At 69.6% G+C, this 25,044-nt stretch carries 19 protein-coding genes and 1 pseudogene; 10 read left to right on the top strand and 10 right to left on the bottom strand.

Annotation, left to right across the window (positions count from 1 at the left end):
* Positions 1-538 (top strand): annotated as a pseudogene (locus ABEA93_RS33370) (hypothetical protein); the annotation flags it as partial.
* A 551-nt stretch (positions 539-1,089) separates the two neighbouring features.
* Here the strand turns inward: ABEA93_RS33370 and ABEA93_RS33365 are convergent.
* A complete protein-coding gene (locus ABEA93_RS33365) occupies positions 1,090-2,058 on the bottom strand; it encodes an alpha/beta hydrolase (RefSeq protein ID WP_345679640.1) in 969 nt (322 codons plus the stop codon).
* A 776-nt stretch (positions 2,059-2,834) separates the two neighbouring features.
* Between ABEA93_RS33365 and ABEA93_RS33360 the strand changes: the two genes are divergently transcribed.
* The 3 genes from ABEA93_RS33360 (at position 2,835) to ABEA93_RS33350 (ending at position 5,933) form a co-directional block, all read left to right on the top strand.
* Positions 2,835-4,322 (top strand): ABC transporter substrate-binding protein, encoded by a 1,488-nt coding sequence (locus ABEA93_RS33360; protein WP_345679639.1) that lies wholly within the window; start codon positions 2,835-2,837, stop codon positions 4,320-4,322.
* A 180-nt stretch (positions 4,323-4,502) separates the two neighbouring features.
* Positions 4,503-5,222 carry a TetR family transcriptional regulator gene (locus ABEA93_RS33355; RefSeq protein ID WP_345679638.1) on the top strand — a complete coding sequence of 240 codons (720 nt, stop codon included), beginning with the start codon at positions 4,503-4,505 and terminating at the stop codon, positions 5,220-5,222.
* A gap of 24 nt (positions 5,223-5,246) precedes the next feature.
* Entirely contained in the window at positions 5,247-5,933 is a 687-nt protein-coding gene (locus ABEA93_RS33350) for a TetR/AcrR family transcriptional regulator (RefSeq protein WP_345679637.1), read from the top strand.
* A gap of 643 nt (positions 5,934-6,576) precedes the next feature.
* Here ABEA93_RS33350 and ABEA93_RS33345 read toward each other — a convergent pair.
* The 7 genes from ABEA93_RS33345 to ABEA93_RS33315 form a co-directional block, all read right to left on the bottom strand.
* Positions 6,577-8,016, bottom strand: coding sequence for an amidase (locus ABEA93_RS33345; protein WP_345679636.1), 1,440 nt, complete (start codon positions 8,014-8,016; stop codon positions 6,577-6,579).
* A gap of 196 nt (positions 8,017-8,212) precedes the next feature.
* Positions 8,213-10,501: a sulfatase-like hydrolase/transferase gene (locus ABEA93_RS33340; RefSeq protein ID WP_345679635.1), complete on the bottom strand. Its 2,289-nt coding sequence runs from the start codon at positions 10,499-10,501 to the stop codon at positions 8,213-8,215.
* 678 nt (positions 10,502-11,179) lie between these two features.
* The gene (locus ABEA93_RS33335) at positions 11,180-12,214 is read right to left on the bottom strand and encodes an oligopeptide/dipeptide ABC transporter ATP-binding protein (protein WP_345679634.1); all 1,035 of its coding nucleotides are present in this window, start codon (positions 12,212-12,214) and stop codon (positions 11,180-11,182) included.
* Positions 12,211-13,254 carry an ABC transporter ATP-binding protein gene (locus tag ABEA93_RS33330; protein WP_345679633.1) on the bottom strand — a complete coding sequence of 348 codons (1,044 nt, stop codon included), beginning with the start codon at positions 13,252-13,254 and terminating at the stop codon, positions 12,211-12,213. The genes ABEA93_RS33335 and ABEA93_RS33330 overlap by 4 nt, the downstream gene beginning before the upstream one ends.
* Positions 13,251-14,840, bottom strand: coding sequence for an ABC transporter substrate-binding protein (locus ABEA93_RS33325; RefSeq protein ID WP_345679632.1), 1,590 nt, complete (start codon positions 14,838-14,840; stop codon positions 13,251-13,253). Before ABEA93_RS33325 ends, ABEA93_RS33330 begins: the two co-directional genes overlap by 4 nt.
* A complete protein-coding gene (locus ABEA93_RS33320; RefSeq protein WP_345679631.1) occupies positions 14,837-15,772 on the bottom strand; it encodes an ABC transporter permease in 936 nt (311 codons plus the stop codon). The genes ABEA93_RS33325 and ABEA93_RS33320 overlap by 4 nt, the downstream gene beginning before the upstream one ends.
* On the bottom strand, positions 15,769-16,746 hold the full coding sequence (locus ABEA93_RS33315; RefSeq protein ID WP_345679630.1) for an ABC transporter permease: 978 nt from the start codon (positions 16,744-16,746) through the stop codon (positions 15,769-15,771). Before ABEA93_RS33315 ends, ABEA93_RS33320 begins: the two co-directional genes overlap by 4 nt.
* A 223-nt stretch (positions 16,747-16,969) precedes the next feature.
* On the opposite strand from ABEA93_RS33315, the gene ABEA93_RS33310 reads away from it, so the two are divergent.
* Positions 16,970-17,692 (top strand): VIT1/CCC1 transporter family protein, encoded by a 723-nt coding sequence (locus ABEA93_RS33310; protein WP_345679629.1) that lies wholly within the window; start codon positions 16,970-16,972, stop codon positions 17,690-17,692.
* 74 nt (positions 17,693-17,766) lie between these two features.
* Positions 17,767-18,573 carry an IclR family transcriptional regulator gene (locus ABEA93_RS33305; protein ID WP_345679628.1) on the top strand — a complete coding sequence of 269 codons (807 nt, stop codon included), beginning with the start codon at positions 17,767-17,769 and terminating at the stop codon, positions 18,571-18,573.
* A gap of 105 nt (positions 18,574-18,678) precedes the next feature.
* Here the strand turns inward: ABEA93_RS33305 and ABEA93_RS33300 are convergent, their stop codons facing one another.
* Both ABEA93_RS33300 and ABEA93_RS33295 read right to left on the bottom strand, forming a co-directional pair.
* The gene (locus ABEA93_RS33300) at positions 18,679-19,578 is read right to left on the bottom strand and encodes an IclR family transcriptional regulator (protein WP_345679627.1); all 900 of its coding nucleotides are present in this window, start codon (positions 19,576-19,578) and stop codon (positions 18,679-18,681) included.
* 10 nt (positions 19,579-19,588) lie between these two features.
* Positions 19,589-19,942 carry a hypothetical protein gene (locus ABEA93_RS33295; protein ID WP_345679626.1) on the bottom strand — a complete coding sequence of 118 codons (354 nt, stop codon included), beginning with the start codon at positions 19,940-19,942 and terminating at the stop codon, positions 19,589-19,591.
* A 192-nt stretch (positions 19,943-20,134) separates the two neighbouring features.
* On the opposite strand from ABEA93_RS33295, the gene ABEA93_RS33290 reads away from it, so the two are divergent.
* From ABEA93_RS33290 to ABEA93_RS33275, 4 genes are read left to right on the top strand one after another with little or no spacing between them, the layout of a single operon-like run.
* Positions 20,135-21,394, top strand: a complete 1,260-nt coding sequence (locus ABEA93_RS33290) for an ABC transporter substrate-binding protein (protein WP_345679625.1) — start codon at positions 20,135-20,137, stop codon at positions 21,392-21,394.
* A 6-nt stretch (positions 21,395-21,400) separates the two neighbouring features.
* Complete coding sequence (locus ABEA93_RS33285; RefSeq protein ID WP_345679624.1) at positions 21,401-22,255, top strand: branched-chain amino acid ABC transporter permease; 855 nt, start codon at positions 21,401-21,403, stop codon at positions 22,253-22,255.
* Positions 22,255-24,210 (top strand): branched-chain amino acid ABC transporter ATP-binding protein/permease, encoded by a 1,956-nt coding sequence (locus tag ABEA93_RS33280; protein WP_345679623.1) that lies wholly within the window; start codon positions 22,255-22,257, stop codon positions 24,208-24,210. Before ABEA93_RS33285 ends, ABEA93_RS33280 begins: the two co-directional genes overlap by 1 nt.
* Positions 24,207-25,025 (top strand): ABC transporter ATP-binding protein, encoded by an 819-nt coding sequence (locus ABEA93_RS33275; RefSeq protein ID WP_345679622.1) that lies wholly within the window; start codon positions 24,207-24,209, stop codon positions 25,023-25,025. Before ABEA93_RS33280 ends, ABEA93_RS33275 begins: the two co-directional genes overlap by 4 nt.
* Positions 25,026-25,044 lie beyond the last annotated feature (19 nt).

The raw sequence follows: 25,044 nt of genomic DNA, 5'->3' as shown, positions 1-25,044 counted from the left end.
GCGCGTCGCCGAGGGCCACGACGCCCACGTGCGTACCGAGATCCTGCGGCGCTTCCACACGCCGGACTCACCCGCGCAGAGCAGGCGTACCGTCGCCGAACTCCTGGACGCCGCAGCCGAACGCCGCAACCACCGCGCGGAAGCCGACCACCGCGAACGCGCCGCCGCCGAGCAGCGCCGCGCCGAGAATGCCGCCCGAGACCGCGAGCAGTACCTCACCACCCTCGCCGCCGACCGCGAGGGAGCGTGGCTACGCGTCGTCGCGTGCATCGCCGCCAAGAAGCAGCGCGAGTACGACCAAGCCGTCGAACTCCTCCGAGATCTACGCGAACTCTCCCAACGAGATGGAACCACCGACCAGTTCACAGACCGGATCATTCGCATCCGCGACGAACACGCCCGCAAACCCAGCCTCATCGCACGCCTCGACCACGCTCGCCTCGGCATCCCGGCCCGCAGCCCCAACGCGCTACATGACGGGGGCACACCAACGCCGAGCACCGATACCCCCGCCACTCCTTCGAGGGGATTCCGATGAGTCCGCCACGGGAGTAATCTGATTCATGAAACGCGGGTGAGGGAGACGGCGTCAAACCCATCAGACAAAGGGAGTTCGGGGCCGTCGACGAGTCCGGAGATGACGGTCGAAACACCCCTCGGACACGACAGAGATCTCCATATCGTGATCGTCGGGATCAAACTCCATGGTCATGGTGTGGAGATTTTTTGCATACGGGGCGTCGCGCCGAGACGACGGTAGAACCTTTTCCTACCACCCCGATCGGGTCGCGGAGTGTGTTGGCGAGATGCCCAAGGCGGCGAGCACGGTGCGCCGGAAGCTACCAACCGCGGCCGAACCGGTGGACTCGTCGTCGAGGTGTTCGGGTTTGGACATCGGCGGGTGCCTGCGTCGTCCTCCTCGGCAACCCCGTCGCCGCGCCGCGGCGACGACGGCGTGGGGGTTGTTCCAGACGAGACGCGCGAGCTTGTTCTGGTTGTGCGGACGCTTCCGGGGCAGCGGTGTTGCCCCGCGTTCGTCTCCGGGGACCGCGAGCTGGACGAGGAGCTGTCTCCCCGCTCGGCGCTGGATCAGTTCACGCGCAGAGCGCGTCTCAGCACGGCGAATCGCTCGCGGGACTCGCGCTTCGAGACTTCGGCTCCGGTGACCAGGGCGGAGCCGTGGAATGCACCGGGGAAGCAGTGCACCTCGGTCGACACCCCGGCCGCCAGGAGTCGCATGGCGTACATAAGGCCTTCGTCGCGTAGGGGGTCGAATTCCATCACGGCCACGTACGCGGGCGGAAGGCCGGACAGGTCTGCGGCGCGTGCGGGGGCGGCGTAGATCGATACATCAGGGCCTTGGGCGCCGCCCAGGTACCAGCGCCAACTCTGCTCGGCGGCATGGCGATTCCACAGCGGAGTGTCGACGAACCGGCGCATGCTCGGTGTGTCGAGCCGGTCGTCGAGCGCCGGGACCGACAGGAACTGGAAGCAGATCGGCGGACCGCCGTGGTCGCGGGCGTACAACGCCAGGCCGGCGGCGAGGCCGCCGCCGGCACTGACCCCGCTCAGGGCGATGCGGTCGGGGTCGATCCCAAGGGCGCCCGATGATTCGTGAAGCCAGCACAGTGCCGCATAGCAGTCCTCGACAGCCGCGGGGGCCGGGTGCTCGGGCGCCAAGCGGTACTCGACGTCGACGACGACCACGCCGAGTCGGGCGGCGATACCCGACGCCCCGGACTCTCCTTGGTAGATGCTGCCGGCGCTGAACCCACCGCCGTGGATGGACAGCACGGCGGGCAGTACCCCGGCAGAGCGTTCCTGCGGCTCGTAGATCCTGACGGGTACATCGGGGGCGCCGGCATGCCCGCGTATATGCAGGTCCTTGGCTGACACACCCTGCGCAAACGCCGCGGTCGCGGGCATGGACGCGAAGAAGGCCGCCGCGTTTTCCCTCGCTGCCAAGGCTTCCGGAAGGCCACTGGTCGGCAGCGCCGGCTGCGGCACCGGAAGCAGCGGAATGATCCCGGCCAAATCGTCGTCATAGTTGTAGGACATCGTGATCCTCTCATGCGTACCGGGCAAGTCTCGTGCTCTCAGAGGCAGTTGCCGCGTCGATCGAGGGCGGAGGTCGAAGTCCCGTCGCACGGCCCCTCACCGTGCCCAGCGCCGCTCGCAGGCGTCGTCCGCCGCGTGTGGACGTGCCTGGAAACACGCGCGAGCGCCACCACGGTCACCAGCGTGAAACCGGCAGGCTCGTCGCTGACCCCGCCGGGCACGGCCAGGCACCCCACCAAAGTTAACGAGACCTGGTTAACAAGGCAAGATGATTGCCAATATCAAGCATGTTGGAGTGCGGTAAAGGGCGATCGGAAGCCTTCGGTGGGGCGGCATTCGCAAAAGGGTCTATCGGAATAAACGCGCCTACCAAGCCAACCGGCCTACACGGTCGGGCTGGGCGGCAGGGGTCGGCTCCGGTAGCTGTTCACGAGCCTTGGCTCGGCGAAGGCATGAGACCGGCCGTCGACGCGGTGTGACCCACCGGGGCGGCGAGTCGGCCGGTGTGAAGGGGGGCGCTGGAGGCGGCCACGTGGTGACTTCGAGTGGCTCAGGCGGCTTCGGCGAGTATTCCGCCACGTCTCTTGTGGATTTAACTTGATCGAGTTATCTTCTGCCGTCCAAGTCGGCTTGCCTGTCTCCGAACCCTGCCGAGGAGAAGCATGTATTCGCGCACAAACGGTACTCACGCGGGCGTTCCCCCGGCTCCCCGCGCGCCACTGCGCCGCCGAGGAGGGCGTCCGAGGTGGGCGGGTGCTGCGGTCGCGGCTCTCGCGGTGGCGCTGGCCGCGACCGGATGCTCCGGAAGCTCGAAGTCCGGCGGGGCGCACCCGGGTTCACTGACGTTGCTGACCGTGCAGGACTCCCGTTCGCTGGATCCGTTCAGGTCTGCGTACGTCGCAGTGACGGACGAGCCGCGAATGGCCGCGCTGTACGACCCGCTGATGTACATCGACCCGACAGACGGGAAGGTCAAGCCGCATCTGGCGCAGAACCTCGCCACGTCGGACGGTGGTGCGACGTGGACGCTGAAGCTGCGCTCGGGAGTGCGGTTCTCCGACGGCACGCCGTTCGACGCCGCGGCAGTGAAGATGAACTACGACCTGCACGCCAAGCGCGAGACCCAGTCCATCCACGTGCAGTACGCACTCGGCCTGCAGACAACCGTGCAGGACCCGCAGACCCTCCTCATCCGACCGCCCAAGGCCAACCCGAACTTCGACCGGCTGGTGGCCACCCACCTGACCTACATCGAAGCGCCGTCCGCCCTCGGCAAGGGGCTCGACGTGGCAGGGGCGCGGCCGATCGGGGCCGGCCCTTTCAGGCTGGAAAGCTGGACGCGAGGCTCCCAGCAGGTCTTCGTCAAGAACGAGAACTACTGGCAGAAAGACAAGGGGCTCCCCAAGCTGGAGAAGGTCACCATGAAAACGGTGCCTGATCCGCAGCAGCAGTTCACCACGGTCAAGGCCGGCGGCGCGGACATGTTCTACTCCTCCGCGCCGGACCTGTTGGCGAAAGGCCGCAGTGAACTCCAGGCCGATGAGCAGAAAAGCCTGGGCGGGCAGACGATCCAGTTCAATATGAACAGGCCCCCGTTCGACGACCCGAGGGCGCGCCGCGCGATCGCGCTGGCGATCGACCCCGCGGACATACCCAAGACCCTCGGCAACGGTTTTGTGCCGGCCGCGAGCTACTTCAACGCTTCCTCCCCGTTCTTCGACCCCGCCCAGACCCAACCTGCGCCCGACAAAGCCGAGGCCCAGAAGATTTTCGACGAACTGGCGGCGGAAGGAAAAAGGGTGGACTTCACGTTCCTGGTTCCGAAGGCCACTTCGCAGGTGCCCGAGTACCTGCAAAGCCGACTGAACACATTCCGGAACGTGTCGGTGAAGGTCGACTCGCTGGAGATCGGTGCGTATGTCGTCAAGTACGCCATCCAGCGCGACTACCAAGCCATCCTCACCCAGGGCTGGTCGGTCGACCCCGAACCCGAGTTGTACCAGGCCTTCGCTTCCTCCAGCGTCAGCAATCTGATCGGCTGGAAAAGCCCGGCCGCCGACGCGGCCTTGGACGCGGGCCGAAACAGCACCGACCCCGCCGTCCGTAAACAGGCGTACTCCGACCTCCAGAAGGCGCTGGTGACGGAACTTCCCCTGTTCGCCTACGCGGAGTCGTCCATCGGGCCGATCTTCGGCAAGCAGGTCACCGGTGTGGTGCGGTACAACTCCGGCACGGTCTTCATGGACCGGCTCGAGGTGAATTAGCAGCACGCGCCGAAGGTCTCCGGCGTGCCATTCGCCGGGGTGTCGCGGTCCGCACGGTCGGTGGATGCCGGCGGACCGCGGCGTAGTGCCGCGCATTGGCAGCCGCCGTCACGGACGGTATCGTTTAAACAACGTTGGTTATATCGATTTCGATAGGGCAAGTCGGATGAAGGTGCCGTCATGACCCGTTCCGTCGCCGCCGCCGCGACGCCGGCCGGGCATGCGACGAGACTGCTTTTGTTGTCGACGGCTGAGCGCCTGTTCGCCGAGCATGGTATCGATGGCGTATCGCTTCGCTCCGTATCGGCAGCGGCCCGGCAGCGGAATACGTCCGCAACGCACTATTACTTCGAGTCGAAAGCCGCGCTGATCGCGGCGATTGTGGAGCTCCGCATGGGGCCGATCGACGAGCACCGGCGGCGCCGGGTGGACGCGATTCGCGTCGGCCGGGCACCAGACGACGTCCGCGGCTGGGTGGAAGCCCTGGTGTGGCCGATGGCGGAGCCACTTGCCGACTCGACCGAGCCCGGGTGGTACCTGCCGTTCCTCGCGGAGGCGATGGGCCGGCACCGCCCGAGTCTGCAAGGGCCCTTCGAAGGACCGCACGCAGTCGGCCTGCACGGCACGTTCGCGGGCCTGCGTCGGCATCTCGCCCACCTGCCCGCCTCTGTGACGGAGCGACGGTTCCTTCTCGCCGTCGATCTCGTCGTCCGAGCCTTGGCGGACGGGCACCGGAAGTCCCGCGACGGCGTGTGGACCGAAGACGACTTCCGGCTGCTGGTCACCGACCTCGTGGACGCGGCTGCCGGGCTGCTGACCGCACCGGCATCGTTCCCGTCGGCGGAGCCCGCCGCACGGCCGGAGGTGTGCCGTCCCCGACCGGGAACCGCCCCCGTGTGACCCGCCAGTTAAGGTGAGGAACCTATGGCACCGGACCCCGAACCCACGCGTCGCAAACTGATGGACGCCGCAACGCGGCTGTTCGCCGAGCGAGGGGTGAATGCTGTCTCGCAGGCTGAGATCGTCCGCGCCGCAGGACAGCGCAATACGGCGGCGTTGGTCTACCACTTCAAGAACCGCGAAGGGATCCTGCACGCGATCGTCGCGGAGAACGTCGATCGGATCAGGACCCGGCGGTTGGCCATGCTGGGTGAAGCGGTCGCTGCTTCACGGACCGCGGTGCGGCCCGTCGTCGAGGCGCTGGTGAGGCCGCTGGCCGATCTGTCGGACGGGGACTGGCGTGACCGCGCCTATTTGCAGATCCACGCGGATCTGACGGGGCATCCGGTGTGGTCCACCGACGAAGTACGCGAACTGATGTTCAGAGGCGGGGCACTGGAGGTGCTTCGCGTGCTGGCGCAGCGGTGTCCGGCGATGTCGAACGACATCCAGGAAATCCGCAGTCTGCTGGTGGCGGGGTTTGTCAGTCGCGCCGCCGCGGCGCGGGCGCGGGCCATTGCCGAAGGCACTCCGCAGCACGGGTTCCGCATGTCGCACGCGAAGTTCGTGGCGAACCTGGTGGATGTGGCCGTTGCGGCAATGACGGCCCCGGTCAGCGACGAGACGTTGGCCGCCGACGGCCCCTTGGAGACGGAGCCCGCGGGCGGCTGACGCCGTTGGGGCAGGAGCCCGGATTGTCCGCCGCACCGGCTGCCGGGCGAGCAGGCGACCAGGCCGCACACTCACGCCGTCGGCGCCGTCGAAGCTTGCGAGCACATCGGGACGAAGCGGCGGCCGGCTCCGGGTACTTGCCGCCCGCTGGGTCGACCGGATCCGGCACGCCGTGGGCGAGCTCGAAGGCGCCGGTGCGGCGCTGCCGATCGTCTCCGATCACCTAGGTCCGACCGCCGAGGACACGTACGACATCCGCTACCGCAAGACCGACGTTTCGAGGGCTCCGGCGGCGCCCGGCCCGCATCTGATGACCACCCGCGGCGCTGGTACCCGCGGCACCGCCTGGAGGACGGCGGCAACGTGCGGATCGGTGAGGCACAAGACAACCACAAGGGTGAGGTCTCCGGCCTTGCCGACCCCGCTCCCGAACCACCGCCCGCCGTCAGTCGATGCCGGCCGACCATGGAGCCTGGACGCCCTACCGGCACGGGCGGCCACGGCGCGGCGGCCCGCCTGCCGGGTCGTCGCGTATCCGGCGGGCGGCTTCGTCATGGTTTCGTCGGTGCGGAATGCGTGGCCGCAGACACACCCGCGGGAGGCGGGCGCGTCTGCGGCCACGTGGCCCCGGCGGTGACCCGGGTCAGGTCCCTGCGGGCGGCCAGACCGGCTGCCACGGCCACGGGGCCGCTTCCTCCAGTTGGGCGGCGAGGCGCAGCAGAACGGCTTCTGCGCCCATGCGGCCGCCGATCTGCACTCCGACCGGCATTCCCCTGCTGTCCATGCCGGCCGGAATGCTCGCGGCGGGGAGCCCGGTGGTGTTGAAGATCTGCGTGAACCTGGTGGCGTTGGGTCCGTGCTCGCCCATCGTGGCGGGGTTGGTGGTGTCCAGGACCCCGAGAAAGGGGGTGTGCATGGCCATGGTGGGGGTGAGCCAGATGTCGTAGGTGTCGAAGAACGGTGCGACTTGGCGGCCTGCGCGTTCCACGTCTTTCAGCGCGCGGTGCATGTCTGCCGCGGTCGTGTTCCTGAAAGTGTCGTACAGGAACCGGGTGAACGGCTCGACGTCGTCGTCGGCGAGTTCGCGGCCGAGTACCGCGAGTCGGTCTTCGATCTGGGCACGGGCCGACGCGGCCATGACGATCGCGCTCGCACGCGCCACCATGCCCGCGTCCCAGGTGGGGGCGGCTTCTTCGACATGGTGGCCCAGGTCCATCAGGCGGACAGCGGTGTGCTCGACGGCACGCACGAGGTCGGTGGGAACTGCGCCGCCGCCGGGGGCCTGGGTGCTCATCGCGATGCGGAGTCGGACGGGCGGTTCGGCGAGCGCCGAGAGGAAGGACCCGGCGGACGGAATGGGGAGTGCCGCATAGGGGTCGCCGGGTACCGGACCGACGACCGCGTCGAGGAGTGCGGCGCTGTCGCGGACGCTGCGGGTGACCGCGTGGTGTGCGGCGACAGGGAAGGCGAAGGCCCACAGGCCGCGGTCGTCGGGAACGCGGCCGCGCGAGGGCTTGAGTCCGAACAGGCCGCAGCACCCGGCCGGGATGCGGGTCGATCCGCCTCCGTCGTTGGCATGTGCGGCCGGCACCATACCCGCCGCGACCGCCGCGGCGGAACCGCCCGACGAGCCGCCTGCGGAATGGGTCAGGCGCCACGGATTGCGGGTCGGGCCGTGCAGCAGCGGCTCGGTGCTGGCGTTCTTGCCGAGCTCGGGCGCGTTGGTCTTGCCTACCAGGACCAGGCCCGCGCGGCGGTAGCGGGTTGCGAGGACGCCGTCGTCGGCGGCGAGCGCGTCGGCGAACAGCCGGGAACCGGCGGTCGTCGGCAGGCCGGCGATGTCGCAGGCGATGTCCTTGACCGCGAACGGGACGCCGCACAAAGGCCCATCCGGCAAGCCGGCGGCGATCTCGGCGCGTGCCAGGTCGATGCGGGTGGCGACGAACGCGTTGACGATCGGGTTACGTGCCTCGATACGGGCGGAGACCGCGTCGAGGAGCTCATACGCCGAGACCTGCCGGTCGCGGACCAGGGCCGCCAGTCCCACGGCGTCGTTGGTGTCGAGAAGGGCTTCGGTGTCCACGGGATTCCTTTGCAGAGGGTGCGTCCAAGCAGTGGATGTGGGGTCCTGTCGGTGCCGGGTTGCCCCGACCGGGGCGGCGTTCCTCCCGGAGACCCGCACGGCTGGGAAACGCCGTGCGGCAGGCGTCGAGATCCGGGGTCGGGCCGACGCCGATCGGCAACGGGAGCGCAGGGCCGGCGAGATGCCGTCGCCGGAGTCAGTCGCTGTGGAGGGCGGTGCGGATCTCGGTGTCGAGGTCGAGCTGCGGCACTTTTGCGGTGTCGATGACGAGTCTGTGGAGCACGCCGTTCCACGGGTCGGGGGGCAGATACGTGTCTTCGACCGGCAGACCGCGGTCGTAACCGACGCACAATCCCGTGCCGCCGTGCTGGAATGCGGCGGGGAATGCCCCGGAGACCGGGCTCTCCGCGATGGGTTCCCCGTCGCACAGCAGCGTGAAGGTGTGCAGTTCTGCGTCGTACTGGACGCCGACGGTGTGCCGGCCTGCTGACAGCTGGCTGTCCGCCATGACCCGGTCCACGTCGCCGGCCCGGGAGCACGCGAAGGCAAGTCGGCCGCCGGGCGTGTGGAGGACGAAGCCGCCGTTGAGGTCGCCGAGTGCGCACAGCACACCGTCGGCGCCCTCGTGCGGGACCTCGATGTCGGCGCTGATGGTGAACCCGCCGAAAAGCGGAGGTATCGCCTCGTCGTGGACAGGGCCGGCACCGGGCAGGTACGTCGCGCGGGAGGGTATGCCGTACGTGGGGAAGATGAGTGCGGCCAGCCGTTCCTGCATGGTGTCGTCCAAGGGAAGGACGTTGTTGCGTTCGGCTTCGGCGAACCAGCATTCCTCCAACTCGGCCACCACGTCGGGGTGCTGCCCGGCGACGTCCCGCGCTTCGGCGAAGTCGTCGGACAGTCGGAACAGTGACCAGCGGTCGGTAGCGAAGTCCCGGCTGCCGAGCAGCATCCGTTCCTCGTCGAGGACCCCGCGTGAGACGTGGTCGGTGGTGGCTTTCCACTCGCCGTGGATGATCGAGCGGGAGCCGAGCATCTCGAAGTACTGGGTCTGGCGCGGCGAGGGGGCGGTCGGGTCGTCGAACGTCGCGAACAGGCTGCGTCCTTCGACCGGTTGCTGCCGCACGCCGTCCACGTTCTCGGGTGCCGGGATGCCGCACGCTTCCAGGATCGTCGGCATCAGGTCGACAGCGTGGACGATCTGTTCGCGGATCGCGCCGCGTTCCGTGATGCGCCGGGGCCAGTGCGCGATCAGCGGCGCGCGGGTCCCGCCGAGCCAGGTGTAGCGCTTCCACAGCCGGAGCGGGGTGTTGCCGGCCCATGCCCAACCCCACGCGTAATGCGGGTACGTCGACGGACCGCCCCAGTCGTCCAGAGCGGCAAGGTTCGTCTCGGTGCTGTCGCCCATTTTCGAGGAAAAGCGGTGCTCGTTGACGGTGCCCAGTTGACCGCCCTCGGCGCTTGCGCCGTTGTCCGACATCAGCAGGATCAGCGTGTTGTCCAAGCGGCCCGTGCGTTCCAGGAAGTCGACCAGACGTCCGATCTGCGCATCGGTGTGCGCGAGGAAGCCGGCGAACACCTCTTGCATGCGCGCGAACACGCGTCGTTCGTCCGCGCCGAGCCCGTCCCAGTCCGGGATCCACGGTGGACGCGGCGGCAACTCGGTTCCCTCGGGAACGATGCCGGCGGCCTTCTGACGTGCGAAAGCCTCCTCGCGCCACCGCTCCCAGCCCTGGTCGAACGTGCCGCGGTAGGGTTCGATCCACTCCGGGGCGACATGGTGGGGCGAGTGCATCGCGCCGAACGGCAGGTACATGAAGTACGGCTTGTCCGGTGTGGCGTGTTTCTGGTCGAGGATCATCCGCTGTGCGGTTTCCACCAGGTCCTCGGACAGGTGGTAGCCCTCGTCGGGTCCGCCGGGCGGTTCGCAGTAGTGGTTGTCGCGTACCAGCTGCGGCGCCCAGTGGTTCGCGTCGCCCTGCAGGAATCCGTAGAACCGTTCGAACCCGAAGCCCAGCGGCCACCGGTCGAACGGCCCGGATGCGGAGCGTTCCCAGCGCGGCGTCAGATGCCATTTGCCTACCGCCATGGTTGAGTACCCGGCGTCCCGGAGGATCCGCGGCAGCGGCACGGCGGACTTCGGGATTCGCGCGTCATAGCCCGGGTAAGCGATCGGAATGTCCACGAGGAAGCCCATCCCGACCGCGTGGTGATTGCGGCCGGTGAGCAGTGCCGCGCGGGTCGGCGAGCACAGAGCCGTGACATGGAACCGGTTGTAGCGCAGGCCGCCCGAGGCCAGCCTGTCCATGTTGGGGGTGGCGATGTCCGAACCGAACGCGCCCAGTTGGGCGAACCCGAGATCGTCGAGCACGATGACGACGACGTCGGGTGCGTTCGCGTGCGGGCGTGGGTCGTTCGGATACCGCTGCGGTACGGCGGCGGACAAGGCCTGCAGGCGCTCGCTCCCCGGATTCGACGGTCCCGGCATGGGAACTCCTTGGCAGTCGTACGGGATGTGGTGCGGACGGTGCCGCGTCGACGTCGCCCTCATCGCCGGGCCTGCCAACGGCAGGGCATCCCGTGGCATGGCGGGGCCTGAGGCTTCCGTTGCGTTGGTTGCGTTCATGGCGAGCTCCTCAGGCCCAGTGGCTCATGCCGGAACCGGGCACGGCCCGGGCCGACTGGTGGCAGGGATGCGGCTGGTGCGCACAAAAGACCGCGAGCCGCCGGCGGGTGACCGGACGGAGCATCGTTCGACCAGCAGGAAACCTATGGTGCGATTGAATTTAACTAGATCTAGTTAGATTGGCAACGGCAAGGATGACAATCTCTGCGTATGCTGCGGCACGCCCTTTCGGCGCATCCGCGTCGCCGAGGGCCGACCGTGTCAGGCGTCGCGCGTCAGTGGCGCGTGGACGGCGTCCTCGTCGCCGACGCGGCATTCCGGCAGAGTCATGCCGTGCTCGATCCGGTCCGGGACCGGCAGTGAACCGCGTGATGAAGGGTGGGGGCGGGGTCTCACGGCGAAGCGCCGTCCGGTCAGGGCGACCTGAGCGCCGCCAGGCGCGGCCAAGTTCAGAGTTGTGGCCACGTCGCACCGCCCGCCGAAGCGCGCGCCCCTCCACCATTGCCGACTTCGGGGTGCTGGTGCGTCATTTAACTAGATCTAGTCACATTGGCTATTCTCGTGCGGCCCAGGAGGCTGTGCTCGTGGAAACCGGATCGTTGTCGGAGCTGATACCGGACACGCTGCCAAGTGTTCGGCTTCCACCTCGCGCAGCTCGGGGCGTTCGGTTGCGCAGGCGTCGACGGCGCGGGCGCACCGCGGGCGGAACGTGCAGCCTCGGGTGGTGTCGCCGACAGGCCTGCGCGGGCTCGGATCGGGAAGCGCGGGTCCGGAACGGACGGCCGGGTCCGGCACCGGCCTTGCCTCGATCAGCAGCGACGTATAGGGATGCCGCGCGTGGCGGAGAACCGTCTCTGCGGCTCCGTACTCGACCACGCGTCCACGGAACATCACCGCGACGGAGTCCGCCATGTAGTACGCGACGTCCAGTTCGTGGGTGACCAGGACGTAGGTCAGTCCGAGCCGCTCCTTCAGCTCGGTGAGCAGCGAGACGACGACGGCTTTGACACCCGTGTCGAGACTGGCGGTCGGTTCGTCGAGGACCAGTACCCGGGGTTCGACGGCGAGGGCGCGGGCCACGGTGACGCGTTGCAGTTCCCCGCCGGAGACGTCCGCGGGACGTCGGTCCGCATAGTCCTCGCGCAGACCCACGGTTTCGAGGAGTTCGGCGATGCGGGCGCGGCAGGAGGCGTGGTCGGCCACCAGTCCGTGGGCACGCAGCGGGAGTGCCAGGGCTTGGCCGATCGTGCGCCTGCGGTTCAACGCGGACCACGGATTCTGCGACACGATCTGCACCGACCGGCGCTGCGCGGGTGTCAGTCGACCGGACATGGCTACGCCGTCGATCGTCACGCTGCCCGCGCTCGGCTCCGTCAGCCCGACCATCATCCGCGCGAGGGTGGACTTGCCGCTGCCGGACTCTCCGACGACCGCAAGGGTTTGCCCGGACGGCACTTCGAGGGAGACGTCGTCGACCGCCCGCATCAGGGACGCCGGGTTTCGGCGGAGCCGGTCGGCGACGGTGCGCGCGCCGACGAAGTCCTTGGTGACGGACTCGACACGGATCAGACTCATGCCTGTTCTTCCGCCTTTCCGGTCGTTGCGGGTTCCGCGTGACCGGGATGGTGGCAGCGGACCTGCGCGTCCTTGAGCGGACGCAGCTCTGGCGCTTCGACACCGCACCGCTCGGACGCGTGCGGGCATCGCTGGAGATAGGCGCAGCCGGTCGGGGACAGGGGGAGGAGCCGCAGTGGCGCTCTGTGCCGGTGCGTGTCCGGGAGCAGCGGCCGACCGCGCTCCCACCGCTCCGGGACCGACGCCAGCAAACGCCGCGTGTATGGGTGTTGCGGGTCGCCGAACAGGTCTTTCACCGAGGCGAGCTCGACGATCCGTCCCGCATGCATCACGCCGACGCGGTCGCAGGTCTGTGCGATGACGCCCAGGTCGTGGCTGACGAGGACGATACCGAGCCCGAGCCGGTCACGTAGTTCGAGCAGCAGGCGCAGGACCTGAGCCTGGACGGTGGTGTCGAGCGTCGTGGTCGGTTCGTCGGCGAGGAGCAGGTCCGGTTCGGCGGCCAGCGCCGACACGGTGATGAGGACGCGTTGAAGCTGTCCGCCGGACAACTGGAAGGAATACCCGTCGAGCCGTTCGGCGACGGCCTGGAGACCGACCTGGCGCAGCAGCTCGGCGAGCCGGGCGTCGTCGATGCCCGGTCCGGCGAGCCGGCGCAGTTGGCGGCCGAGCGGGATGACGGGGCTGAGCGAGGTCATCGGGCGCTGCGGCACGAGGGCCATGCGGCGTCCACGCAGGGCGCGCATAGCCTCGGGATTCTGCTCGGCAAGCGCGATGCCTTCGAACTCCAGGCGATCCGCGCTGAGCCGGCAGCCGTCCGGGAGCAGCCGCAGCACCGCGTTCAGCACGGTGCTCTTGCCGCTCCCGGACTCGCCTACCAGTCCGAGGATTTCGCCGCGCCGCAGGGAGAACGACACGTCGTGCACCGCCGCGTGCGCGTCGGGGTTGTGGCGGTACCGCACCTGGAGGTTGCGGATGTCCAGCAACGGTGGATTGGGCGCCTGCCGCGCCTGCTCGGGGGCGTCCACGGCGGGGTTCACGACAGCATCCGCAGGTTCGGCAGGTCGAGACGGCTGAGCTTGAGCTGCGGCAGCGAGAGCGGGGTGACCTGCTTGCTCTGCGCGATGACGGTCCGGGGGTAGACCGGCGGGATCATGATCGCGTCGCGGGCCAGGATGGTGTTGAGCTGCTTGATCAGGGTGGCGCGTTCCGCGGGGTCGGCCGAGGCCCAGGTGCGCTGGATGAGCTGGTCGACCTCGGGGTTGTTGTAGCCCGAGTTGAGGATGTTGGTGCTTTCCGCGGGCGAGAGCAGGAGGAAGTTGGCGTTCCCGCTGCCGAGTCCGCTTTGGTAGTAGCCCATGATGAAGTCGTACTTGCCGGTGATCCACTTTTGGGTCCACGGGCCGCCGTCGAGGACGTCCAGGGTGACGTCGATCCCGATCTTCTTCCAGCCTTCGACGAGGATCTGCCCGATGCTGCGCATTTCCGCGCGGTTGCTGATGGTCAGGGTGAAGGACGGATTCTTGATGCCGGACTGGGCGAGTAGGGCTTTGGCGCGGTCGATGTCGGTTTCCGTGCGGTAGGGCGCGAACGCGGGGTCCCAGCCGACGACCGCGGGCCCGACCGGCCCCTGGCCGATGGTCGCGTCGCCCTGGAAGACCTTGTCGAGGACGCCCTTGCGGTCCATGCCGTAGGCGACGGCTTGGCGGAAGGCCAGGTTGTCGAACGGCGCCTTGCCGACCCGCGGGTAGGCGAGGATGTCGACCGGTGCGTCGACGTGGGTGACGGTGATGCCCGGGGCCTTCTCCAGGACGGAGACCATTTGCGGCGGCACCTGGGTGGCGATGTGGAGCTTGCCCTCTTGGAGGTTGACGGTGCGTGTCGTGCCGTCGGGTATGACGTCGATCTGGATGCGGTCGGGGCCGGGGCGCCGGCCGTGGTAGGCCGTGTTGCGCTCGAGTGTGTAGCCGGTGCCGAGGTCGACGCGGGTGAGCGCGTAGGGGCCGGTGCCCATCACGGCGTCCTTGCGCTTGAGGAAGTCCTTGTGCGTCATGGGCATGTTCGTGAGGTGGGACTGGAGCAGTCCGTAGCGTTTGGTCAGTTTCAGGGTGACGGTGAGCGGGTCCGAGGCAGCGGCCTCGGCGAGATAGCCGAAGTAGTAGATGATCCACTCGCTCGGCGAGCTGGTGTTGTTCGCGTAGTTCAGGCAAGCGGCGACGTGTTCGGCGGTGAACGGATCACCGTTGTGGAAGCGGATTCCGGGTTTGAGGGGGATGGTCCAGAGGAGGCCGTCGGCGCTGACGGCCGGCGCCGCGGCGGCGAGGAGCGGGACCGGCTGCGCGTTGTCGTCGTAGGCGTACAGCGACTCGGCAACGGAGTCGGTTACCCACCGGGTGAGTTCGCTGGTCGAGTCGAGCGGGTTGAGGTCGTTCGCGCCGGCGTACAGCCCGACCCGCAGGGTGCCGCCGTCGTGTGGGGCCCCCGTCGGGGTGTCGACCCCGGTGGTGGGGGAGGAGCAGGCGATGGCGCCGAACCCGAGTCCGCCGCCGGCCGCCGCAAGGGCGGCGAAGCGGAGCAGGGATCTGCGGGAAACCTCGGCGCCGGACGGCGCGTTGGTCGATGTCACCGGGAACCTCCACGGTCGATGCGGTCGTTCAGGGCGTCGCCGACGAGGTTGAATCCGGTGACGGCGAGAACCAGGACGAGGCCGGGCAGGACGGAGTACCACCAGGCGTTGGCGAGGACGTAGTTGCCGGCGTCGGCGAGGATGCCGCCGAGCGTCGGTGTCGGAGGCGGGACCCCGAGCGCGAGGAATCCGAGCGCGGACTCGGCGAAGATCGCGATGGCGATCCACAGAAATCCCTGCGCCAGCACGGGCGGCAGGACGTTCACGAGGACTTCGCCGAGCACGCGTCGACGGGGCAGGCCGAGCACGCGCAGGGCGCCCACGTAGTCCTCGGCCGTCTCGGACAGGGTGTGTGCTCGCGCCACACGGGCGAAATACGGCATGAAGGAGACGCCGAGGAGCAGCACGACCTTGGTGCTCATGGTGAGCGTGATTCCGGCGACGTGGCTGCTGCCGGTTCCGGACAGGCCGATGACGAACATGGCGAAGACGAACACCGGAAGCGCTTGGACAGTCTCCAGGACGCGCATCACCACGTCGTCGACCCACGTGCCGGCGCGGTACGCCGCGACCATGCCGAGCGGCAGCGCCAAGGCCAGCCCGAGCAGCACGCTGAACAGGCCCACGGTGAGCGAGAGGCGCGCTCCGGCGGCGGTGCGGGCCAGCAGGTCGCGGCCCAGGTGGTCGGTGCCCATGAGGTGGCCCGACGACGGGTGTTCCAGCGGCGCCCCCGCGGACGCGTTCGGGTCGGGCGCGAACAGCGGGACGATCAGCGCCAGCACGGCGAAGGCGGCCACCAGCGCGATGCCGACCGCGGTAAGCGGTGCCGGTCTTCCGACGCGCTGTATCCGGACCTTCGCCCGCGCCGCCCATCGGTCGGCTGCGGACTCGGCGGCGGGCGGCGCGGCGGGGGAAAGGGGCGCGGTGGTCATGCGGCGGCTCCGGCGTTCTTGCGGTCGAGGCCGGCCCGGATGCGCGGGTCGAGCCGGAACTGGATCACGTCCGCGGCCAGGTTGCACAGCAGGAACACCAGCGCGATGGTGAGCGAGCATCCGGTGGCGAGCGGATAGTCCTGGCTCTGGAATGCCCCCACGGTGAGGCGCCCCATGCCGGGGATGCGGAACACGGTTTCCACCAGGACCGTCCCGGACACGAGCATGCCGAGCATGAGGCCCGCGACCGTGGTCGTGGGCAGCAGCGCGCCGCGGGCCGCCACGCGCCAGATCACGGTGCGCTCCGGAAGCCCCGACGCGCGGGCATAGGCGACGTGGTCGCCGCGCAGCGCGTCGGTCAGCGAGGCGCGCATGGTGCGCGCGACGATGCCGCCGGCCCCCAGGCCGAGGACGAAGACCGGGAGGACCAGGCACCGCACATGCTCCACCGGGTCCTGGGTGAACGGCACCCAGCCGCTCGACGGCAGAACCCCGGGGATCTTCACGCCGAAGACGATCACGCACACCACACCGAGCCAGAAGCTCGGGATGGATACGACGACGACCGAGCCCACCCGGACCGCGCCGTCGAGGAACCGGCCTGGCCGGCTCGCCGCCAAGGCACCCAGGACGATTCCCAGGCCGACCCAGACGACGGCCGTGACCACCGCGAGTTCCACGGTCACCGCGAGCCTGTCGCCGATCAGCGAGGCCACGGAGTGGCCGTTGTACATAGAAGTTCCGAGGTCGCCCTCCGCCAGCTGCCTCAGGTAGCGCAAGTACTGCACGGGCAAGGGGTCGTCCAGGCCGAGGCGGTTCGCGAGCTGGTCCCGGGTCTCCTTGTTGGCGCTGAACCCGAGGATCGAGTAAAGCGGACTCCCCGGGCTGAAGCGGAGCAGCAGGAATACCAGAGTGGTCACGGACCACATCACCAAAGCAAGCCCGGCCAGACGGCGGGCGATGAACGAGAGCATGCGAGCCACCTCTCGGGGATGTTCCGCCAGACAGTACGCCGTTTCACTTCTTCGGAAAAGATGCGCGGGGTGAATCCGTGCAACTCCGTGTCGGAGGGCCCTGCTCGCTTGACAGGCGTCGGACTACGCCCAAGACTTCCCATGAAAATGAAACTCTGTTCCGTTGAACGGAACGTAGGAATGCCTTGCCTGGCTTGCCGATTCGAAGGGAAGATCTCGTCTCATGGCCGAGCACGTGCTGGATCTCCGCAGGGCCGAGCTGCACCGGGGCCACCGCGACGTCACCGGCGGGTGGCTGAGGCCCGCGGTCTTCGGGGCCATGGACGGTTTGCTGACCAACGCCTCGCTCATCCTCGGTGTCGCGGCGGGCGGAGGCGACAGCGCCGCGGTCGTCCTGACCGGATCCGCGGGCTTGGTGGCCGGTGCCTTTTCCATGGCGGCAGGCGAGTACACGTCGGTGGCGTCGCAAGGCGAACTGATCCGTTCCGAGATCGAGATCGAGAAGGCCGAGCTGGCCGCGTCGTTCGAAGACGAGGTGCAAGAACTCGCCGAGGTGTACCGGGGGCGGGGGGTCAGTGGGGATCTCGCCGAGCAGGTGGCCCGCCAGATCTCGGCCGAGCCCGAGACCGCCTGGCGGACTCACGTCCGCGAGGAACTCGGCGTCGACCCGGACGACTTGCCTTCCCCGCTGGTGGCCGCCGTTGCCTCGTTCACCGCGTTCGCCCTCGGCGCGCTCGTGCCTTTGCTGCCGCTGCTGCTCGGGGTGGAGTCCGCGTATGTCGGACTGGCCGCGGCGGCCGTGGGGCTTGCGGCGAGCGGCGCCGTCGTTGCCCGGTTGACTGCCCGGCCGATGTGGTTCGGGGCGGCCCGCCAGCTCGTGCTCGCGGTCGTCGCCGCCGGGGTGACGTTCGGTGTCGGCCACCTCGCGGGCGTGGGTCTTACCTGACCCCTGTTCCACTGCGCGAAACAAATCCGCCGCGCTCGCTATGATGGCACTCCGTCCATGAGGAGGAGTGCGCAGTGTCCGGAACCGTCGCCGAGATCGAGGAAACCACCGGCAAGTCGATCGCCGCCGTCGAACGGGCGATCGACGTCCTGCTGCTGTTCGGCCGCAGCGGCCGCCCCGACCTGGGCGTCACCGAGATCGCCCAGGAACTCGGCATCACCAAAGGCGCGGTGCACCGCATCCTCACCGCGCTGCGCAGCCGCCGCCTGATCACTGCCGACCCGACCACCCGCCGCTACGCGCTGGGACCGGCGGCGGTCGCGTTGGGGCGCGCCTACCTGGCCCGTACCGACCTGCGCATGGTCGCCGCGCCGGAGCTTCGCGCCCTGGCCGCGGAGTGCGGCGAAACAGCCACGCTGTCGGTGCGGCGCGGGGACACCCGGATCTATGTCGACCAGGTGCTCCCGGCCAGCGAACTCCGCATAGAGGTCTCGCTCGGCACGCCGTATCCGCTGCATGCCGGCGCATCGTCCAAGGCGATCCTGGCCTTCCTGTCCGACGACGAGGTCGACGCCTACCTCGGTCAGGCCCGACTGGAGGGGCTCACACCCCGCACGGTCACGAACCCGGCAGCCTTGCGCAAGGAGATCGGTCAGATCCGCAAGCGCGGCTACGCCACGTCCGTCGGCGAGCGGCAGGAGGGAGCGGCGGCCGTTGCGGCCCCGGTGCTGGACCACGACGGCTGCGTAATGGCAGTGGTGAGCCTGGCCGGACCGCAATTCCGTTTCCGGCAGCGGCTGGCCGAGTGCGCGCCCAGTGTGGTGCGGACCGCGGAGCGGCTCTCCGCCGAGTTCGGCTACGGGCTGGACGACACCGACTGACCGACGACACCGGCCGTGCGCGGGCGCCTCGGTCGGTCCCGCGGGAGCCCAGGCGCGGCCCGGGCGCGGTCCGGGCGCCCGTGCACCGGGGCGGCGCGGTTCCCGTCACGGCCGCGGACCGAACATTCCCACCGCTTCGCAGGACGGGACGTGCCCGAGCCGTGCGGACACCCTGCGGCATGCCGCCACGAGCATCCTCGCACTTTGGTCGTCGAGGTCCCGGAATCGCTCCTCGGGGCCGCAGATGCTGAACACGGCCACCACGTTGTTCTGGTGGTCGAACAGCGGCGCCGCGATCGATCCCGCGCCCGGATGCCGCTCCCCGAGGGACCGCGCCCACCCGCGCGCCCGGATGTCGGCCAGTTCGCCGCCGAGCGCCCGCATCCCGGGTGCCGCCGAACTGCCCGGTCGCCGACGGGAGATCGCCTTGCCGTGGCGGATGATGCGGGCCAGCGCCGCATCGTCCGCCGCCTCCGGAAGCCAGGCGAGCAGCGCCTTCGAGGACGCTCCCAGGTACAGCGGAATCGGCGCGCCCAACGTGACCGACATGATCACCTCGCGGGCCGGGGTGACCTGGTCGACGTACACGCGCGCGTCGCCGACACGCACCGACAGCGTCGCCGTCTCTCCCGTGCACTGTGAGAGCCCGCGCAGCTCCGGGGCCGCCAAGGCGCGCACATCGAGGGCGTCGAGGTATGCCAGTCCGAGCCGCATCGCGAGCGGTCCCAGCGAGTAGCGGTGCGTGTCCGGCGCCAGCTCGACGAGGCCGCGGCTGCGCAGCGACGCCAGAATGCGGTGGACGCTGGCCTTGGACATGCGCAGACCCGCCGCGATCTCGGTGATGCCGAGATCGCGGCGGCGTGCGTCGCAGAAGTACGCCAGGACATCGGCCGCGCGGGTGACGGTCGCCACCGTCTGGCCCGCGCCGCCGGCCGGTCGGCCTTGGAGCGTGCCACCGGCCTCCTCGTCACCCACCACGCCGTCGGGTCGGCCTCCGGGAGCCACGGCGGCCGGATCAGTCGCCGGCGCCGCGGACGAAACCGACCGGCACAGGCGGGTCGGTGACGATGCGCGTGTCGAGGAACTCCCACCAGTCGTCCTGGCTGACCCGCTCGGTCTCCCACCCGGTGTCGGTCTTGAGCCCGGAGAGCGCTTTGCGGTACGCGCCCCACGCCGCCTCGTCGTCGAACGCGGCCCAGTTCTCCAGCACGTACACGTCACCGATCACGCTGTAGTACCAGCGCACTTCGCGCACCATCGGCAGGTCGCGGTAGAACCATCGCTCGCGCTCCTCCAGCCACGCCCAGAACTCCTTCTGGTTGCGGCGCGATCGTTCGGTCATCTTCATGCGGTACACGAGATGGATCACGGTGGAAGTCCTCGTCTCGCGGCAATGGGTGGACATCGCATGGTACGAGGGTGGAACTTGGTTTCACAATATGGAACACGTGCGTTGACATGGCGAGTTCGGCCTTACTAACTTCGAGCAGAACATCGTTCCGTGAAACGAAACGCCATGACCGCTGTCGGTACGCGGCAGCGCACGTCCAGCGGAGGTGCCATGACCAGCAGACCCCTTCCCCCGCCGCTCCGGGCCGCGATTGCCGCGGTGGCTGCCGCTGGACTGCTCGCCGCCTGCTCCGGCAAGGGGGACAAGCCCGCCTCGGCCGGGCCCTCCGTCGGCGCGGCGGGCTGGGCGGCCGCCACGGCCACCGTCAAGGTCGGCCTCATCGCGCCCCTCACCGGCCCGTTCGCCGTCCTGGGGCAGTCCCAGCAGAACTCCCTCCAGGTGGAGATCGACCGGATCAACGCCGCCGGGGGCGTCGGCGGCGCACGCCTCGAACTCGTACCCCGCGACTCCGGTCTCGACCCGGCCAAGGCCGTGCAGGCCGCCCAGGAACTGGCCTCCGACCCATCGGTCCGGCTCGTCGTAGGCCCGTCCCTCACCGCGTTCTGGGACGCGTCGAAGAAGACCTTCGAGAACGCGAAGAAGCTCAACTGCCAGCCCGGCGTCGCGGGCGGCTCGTTCGCCGACCAGAAGTACGCGTTCCGTGCACAGGACTCCTACGCCGCCGACGCCCGCGCCAACCTGGCCTGGTTGCAGAAGCAAGGCGTCACGTCGATCGCGCTCGTGTACGAGCAGGACGACACCGGCAAGTCGCTGGACGCGGCCCTGAAGAACCTCGCCCCGACCTTCGGCATCCGGTACCAGGGCCCGGAGTTCACCCGCCCCGACGACCCGTCGCACCTCGCCCACATCAACGCGGTCAAGGGCGCCGGCGCGCTGTGGATCTCCAGCAACGTGCCCGGCGGCCCCAAGAGCCTTGCCGCCGCCCACGAGGCGGGCTACCCGGGGAAGATCGTCTCCGGTTCCGGACTCCAGAACATCGGCTTTCTGGAAGCCGGCGGCGGCGCCGCCGACGGGGCCGTGTTCGCCGACATGTACTACCCGTTCCCCGGCCGCACCGACCCGTCCACCTGGCAGCCCGGGTACCGCGACCACATCCGCGCCGTCGTCGACCGGTTCGGGCGCAACACCGGCCAGCGCGCCATCGGGGCCACGTCGCCCAAGGGCGTCGGAATGGCGGCCGACTGCGTTTTCGCCTACGCGCGCGCGGCCGACGACGCCAAGAGCGTCGACCCCGAAAAGGTCGCGACCGCCTGGGCAGTCCTGCAGGTGCCCGCGGACAAGACGCCGTCCGGCAACACCATCGCGGTGGGCCCCGACCACGAGCTTTACCGTCCGGAGGACGTGCGCCTGTACCAGTGGACCAAGGACGCCCAAGGCTGGTACGCCGCCGACGTGACCGACAAGAAGTGACCCGCGGTGGGACTCACCGTGTGGACCGACGGCCTGTTCGCCGGCGCCGTCTACGCCTTGGTCGCGCTCGGGCTCGCCATCGTCTACCAGCCCACCCACGTGGTCAACTTCGCCCAGGGGGAAGCGTTGGTCCTGGGCGCCGTCGTGGGCTACGAAGTGCTCTCCGTGCGCGGCTGGGGATGGGGCGCGGCGATCGCCATCGCCATAGCCGCGGGCGCCGCGCTGGGACTCCTCCAGGAACGCGCCATCATGCTGCCGGTCCGGTTGTCGGGGTCGCGCTTCGCGTGGATCATCGCCACTTTGGCGGTCGCGCTGATCCTGCAATCCCTCTACCTCATCAACGAATCCGGGGCCGTGCTGCGCCCCGAACCGCTGGTGGACGGCGCGATCCGCGGCGTCGCGTGGCAGAAGCTCGTCGTGATCGGCGCCGCTGTCGCGGTGACCGTCGGCTATGACGTGTTCCTGCGGCGCAGCGCGTTCGGCCGTGCCGTGCGGGCGACCGCCTACGACCCGGGGACGGCCGCGCTCATGGCCGTCCCGGTGCGCGGGGTCGTCGTGTTCAGCTTCGCGGTGTCCTGCGCGATCACCGCCTTCGCCGGACTCCTGGCCGCCCCTGCCTTGTTCGTGGGACCCGCCGACGGACTCCAGTTCGCGGTCAAGGGCTTCATCGCCGCGGTCATCGGCGGGGTCGGATCGCCGCGTGGGGCACTGGCCGGCGGCCTCGTCGTCGGCCTGCTCGATTCCTTCGTCGCCGCGGACGTCGACGCGTCGATCGGGGGCGTGCTCGTCTACGGCGTTCTCGGCATTCTGCTCATCGCATTCCCCACCGGCCTCATGGGCACGCGGACGAGGAGCCACTGATGGCCGAGCATTCGACAACTCGTCGCCGCCTCGGAATCCGCACCAACGCCGCGGCCTTGGCGAACTGGTACCGGATACGCCCGTACGCCACCGGTGTTCTCGCCGCCGCGGGCATCGCGCTCCTGCTCGCGTGGCCGGACATCATCGCCTTCTACTCGTGGCAATCGACCTACTACGTCAAGCTGTTCACCGCTGCGGCGGTCAGCGCCACGCTGGTCGTCTCGCTCAACCTGAGCATGGGCTACGGCGGACTGATGTCCATGATGCACACCGGACTCCTGGCCGTGGGCGCCTACGCCACCGGCTCGGCCGCGGTCAAAGCCGGGTGGAGCCCGTGGCTCGGCATCCCGCTGTCGGCCGCCGCGGCGGCCGCGGTGGCGGCCGTCGTGGTCCTGGCGAGTTCCCGGGCAGCCACCCTGTACTTCGGCATGATCACGCTTGCGGCCGACTTGCTGCTCATCGAGGCCGCGCAAAGCTGGGATCCGGTCACCGGCGGCGTCAACGGACTGACCGACATCCCCGCACCGTCGGCCATGTCCACCGACGCCTTCTATTATCTGGCACTCGGCGTGCTCGCACTCGCCTGCGTCGTGCAGCGCAACCTGGTGCGCAGCGGCACCGGCCGGGCGGCTATGGCGGTACGCGAATCGCCGGAGACAGCGGCCGCCCTCGGCATCCGCCCGTGGACCGCCAAGCTGCGGATCTTCACCCTGTCCGGGGCGCTGGCCGGACTCGCCGGCGGCCTGTACGCCTCGGCCAACACCTATGTGAGCCCCGGTACCGGCGCGTTGGACAACGGGCTCGTCCTGTTCGTCGGGCTCATGATCGGCGGCATAGGCACGCTCACCGGGCCCGTCCTCGGGGTCGCGACGGCCACGGCCATCGACTACTACACACGTGACCAGGGGCACTACCGGACACTGGTCCTCGGGGTCGTCCTGCTGATCGCGATGATCGTCATGCCGCGCGGGATCGTCGGCACCTGGCGCGCGACCCCCTTGGGCCGCCGGGTGACCGCGCCACCGCCCGACTCCGTGCCGCGCGCCGCTGTGCCGGAGAGCATCCGCGCGGCCGCGGCCTCGGCCGAACCGGGTGTCCCCGCGCTGCGGGCCGCCGGGCTGCACAAGAGCTTCGGGAACGTCGTCGCGCTGGACGAAGTCGGCATCACCGTTGCCGCAGGCCGCATCCACGCACTCATCGGTCCCAACGGGTCAGGGAAATCCACCTTGATCGACTGCCTGACGCGCTTCCACCGGCCGGACGCCGGCCAAGTGTTCGTCGACGGACAGCCCGCGCCGTCCGGCCCGGCCGCGGTCGGCCGCCGCGGGGTGACCCGGGTATTCCAGGTACCGCACCTGTTCGAGGACGTCTCCGTGCTGGACAACGTACTCACCGGCATGCGCGGCCGCGAGAGGCAGACCTGGCTCACCGCGCTGCTGCGCACGCCCGGATTCCGCGACGAGGACCGCACGCAGCGCGCGGAGGCCGGCGAACTCCTGGCGTTCGCGGGCCTTGCGGGCCGCGAGGAGTGGTCGGCGGATGCGCTGTCGCATGGCCAGAAGCGCTTGCTGGAGGTCGTCCGCGCGGTCGCCGCGCGCCCTCGCGTCCTGATCCTGGACGAACCGGCGACCGGACTGACCGATGCCGAGGTCGAGGCGCTCGGCGGCCTGCTACGTGCCCTCCGGGACCGCGGGTTGGCGCTGCTGCTCGTTGAGCACAACGTCGCGTTCGTGATGGACGTGTGCGACGTCGTCACCGTTCTGGACGCCGGCCGGGTCATCGCGGAGGGCACCCCGGAGGAGGTCCGGGCCGACCCTGCCGTCCTCGCCGCCTACCTCGGCGCGGCCGACTCCCAAGCCGCGGTATCGGCGGAACCCCGACAAGCCAGGGAAGCCAGGGAAGCGACCAGGGCGACCGAAGCCCGAGAACCGACGGAACCCGCGGAGGCGCCGTGATCCGGAAGACCCGACGCGCACCGGAATCGGCCGACGACCCGGCCGAGCCCGCGACGCACGCCGCGACGAACCTGCTCGACGTCCGTGCCCTCACGGTCGCCTACGGTGCGGTGACCGCTTGTTCGCACGTGTCGTTGACCGTCGCGCCGGGAGAGTTCGTCGCCCTGCTCGGCGCGAACGGCGCCGGAAAGAGCACCGTGCTGCGGGCCGTCTCGGGCCTGGTCCGCACCGGGGCGGGCCGGGTGGCCTTCGGCGGGGCGGACATCACGCGCGCCGCGCCGTCGCGCCGCTCGGCCGCGGGACTCGCACATGTGCCGGAGGGCCGCCGGATCTTCCCCGACCTCACCGTCGAGGAGAACCTCACCCTGGGCGCGTTCGCGCACCGGCGGGACCGGAGCGGCGTCAGGCGCGGACTCGCCGACGTCTACGACCTTTTCCCCCGCCTCGCCGAGCGCCGCGCCCAGTCGGCCGCGGTCCTGTCGGGCGGCGAAGCGCAGGCGCTTGCGGTGGCCCGCGCCCTGATGAGCCGGCCGCGACTGCTGATGCTGGACGAACCCACACTGGGCCTGGACCCGCGGCGGGTCGTCGAGGTGTTCGGCTACCTGGCGAGGCTGCGCCGCGAGCGGGGCTTGGGAATTCTGCTCGTCGAACAGCAGACCCGCGTCGCCCTCGCGCATGCCGACCGCGGGTACGTGCTGAACCGCGGCCGTCTGGCCTTGCACGGCAGCGCACACGAACTGGCCCGCGACGACCGGTGGAGCGCCGTCTACCTGGGCCGCGGGGGAGAGACGCCCGCGGCCACCGCGACGGCATGAGGCGCCTCCAGGAATACCC

The sequence above is a fragment of the Yinghuangia aomiensis genome (genome assembly GCF_039542225.1).
Lineage (GTDB): Bacteria > Actinomycetota > Actinomycetes > Streptomycetales > Streptomycetaceae > Yinghuangia > Yinghuangia aomiensis.
The sequence above is the reverse complement of the archived record's forward strand: the minus strand, read 5'-3'. Positions and strand labels throughout refer to the sequence as shown.

Bases quoted from the DNA above. Each gene is read 5' to 3' on its own strand.
- ABEA93_RS33365 (WP_345679640.1), bottom strand. From the start codon at position 2,058: ATGTCCTACAACTATGACGACGATTTGGCCGGGATCATTCCGCTGCTT.
- ABEA93_RS33355 (WP_345679638.1), top strand. From the start codon at position 4,503: ATGACCCGTTCCGTCGCCGCCGCCGCGACGCCGGCCGGGCATGCGACG.
- ABEA93_RS33350 (WP_345679637.1), top strand. From the start codon at position 5,247: ATGGCACCGGACCCCGAACCCACGCGTCGCAAACTGATGGACGCCGCA.
- ABEA93_RS33340 (WP_345679635.1), bottom strand. From the start codon at position 10,501: ATGCCGGGACCGTCGAATCCGGGGAGCGAGCGCCTGCAGGCCTTGTCC.
- ABEA93_RS33335 (WP_345679634.1), bottom strand. From the start codon at position 12,214: ATGAGTCTGATCCGTGTCGAGTCCGTCACCAAGGACTTCGTCGGCGCG.
- ABEA93_RS33320 (WP_345679631.1), bottom strand. From the start codon at position 15,772: ATGACCACCGCGCCCCTTTCCCCCGCCGCGCCGCCCGCCGCCGAGTCC.
- ABEA93_RS33315 (WP_345679630.1), bottom strand. From the start codon at position 16,746: ATGCTCTCGTTCATCGCCCGCCGTCTGGCCGGGCTTGCTTTGGTGATG.
- ABEA93_RS33310 (WP_345679629.1), top strand. From the start codon at position 16,970: ATGGCCGAGCACGTGCTGGATCTCCGCAGGGCCGAGCTGCACCGGGGC.
- ABEA93_RS33290 (WP_345679625.1), top strand. From the start codon at position 20,135: ATGACCAGCAGACCCCTTCCCCCGCCGCTCCGGGCCGCGATTGCCGCG.
- ABEA93_RS33280 (WP_345679623.1), top strand. From the start codon at position 22,255: ATGGCCGAGCATTCGACAACTCGTCGCCGCCTCGGAATCCGCACCAAC.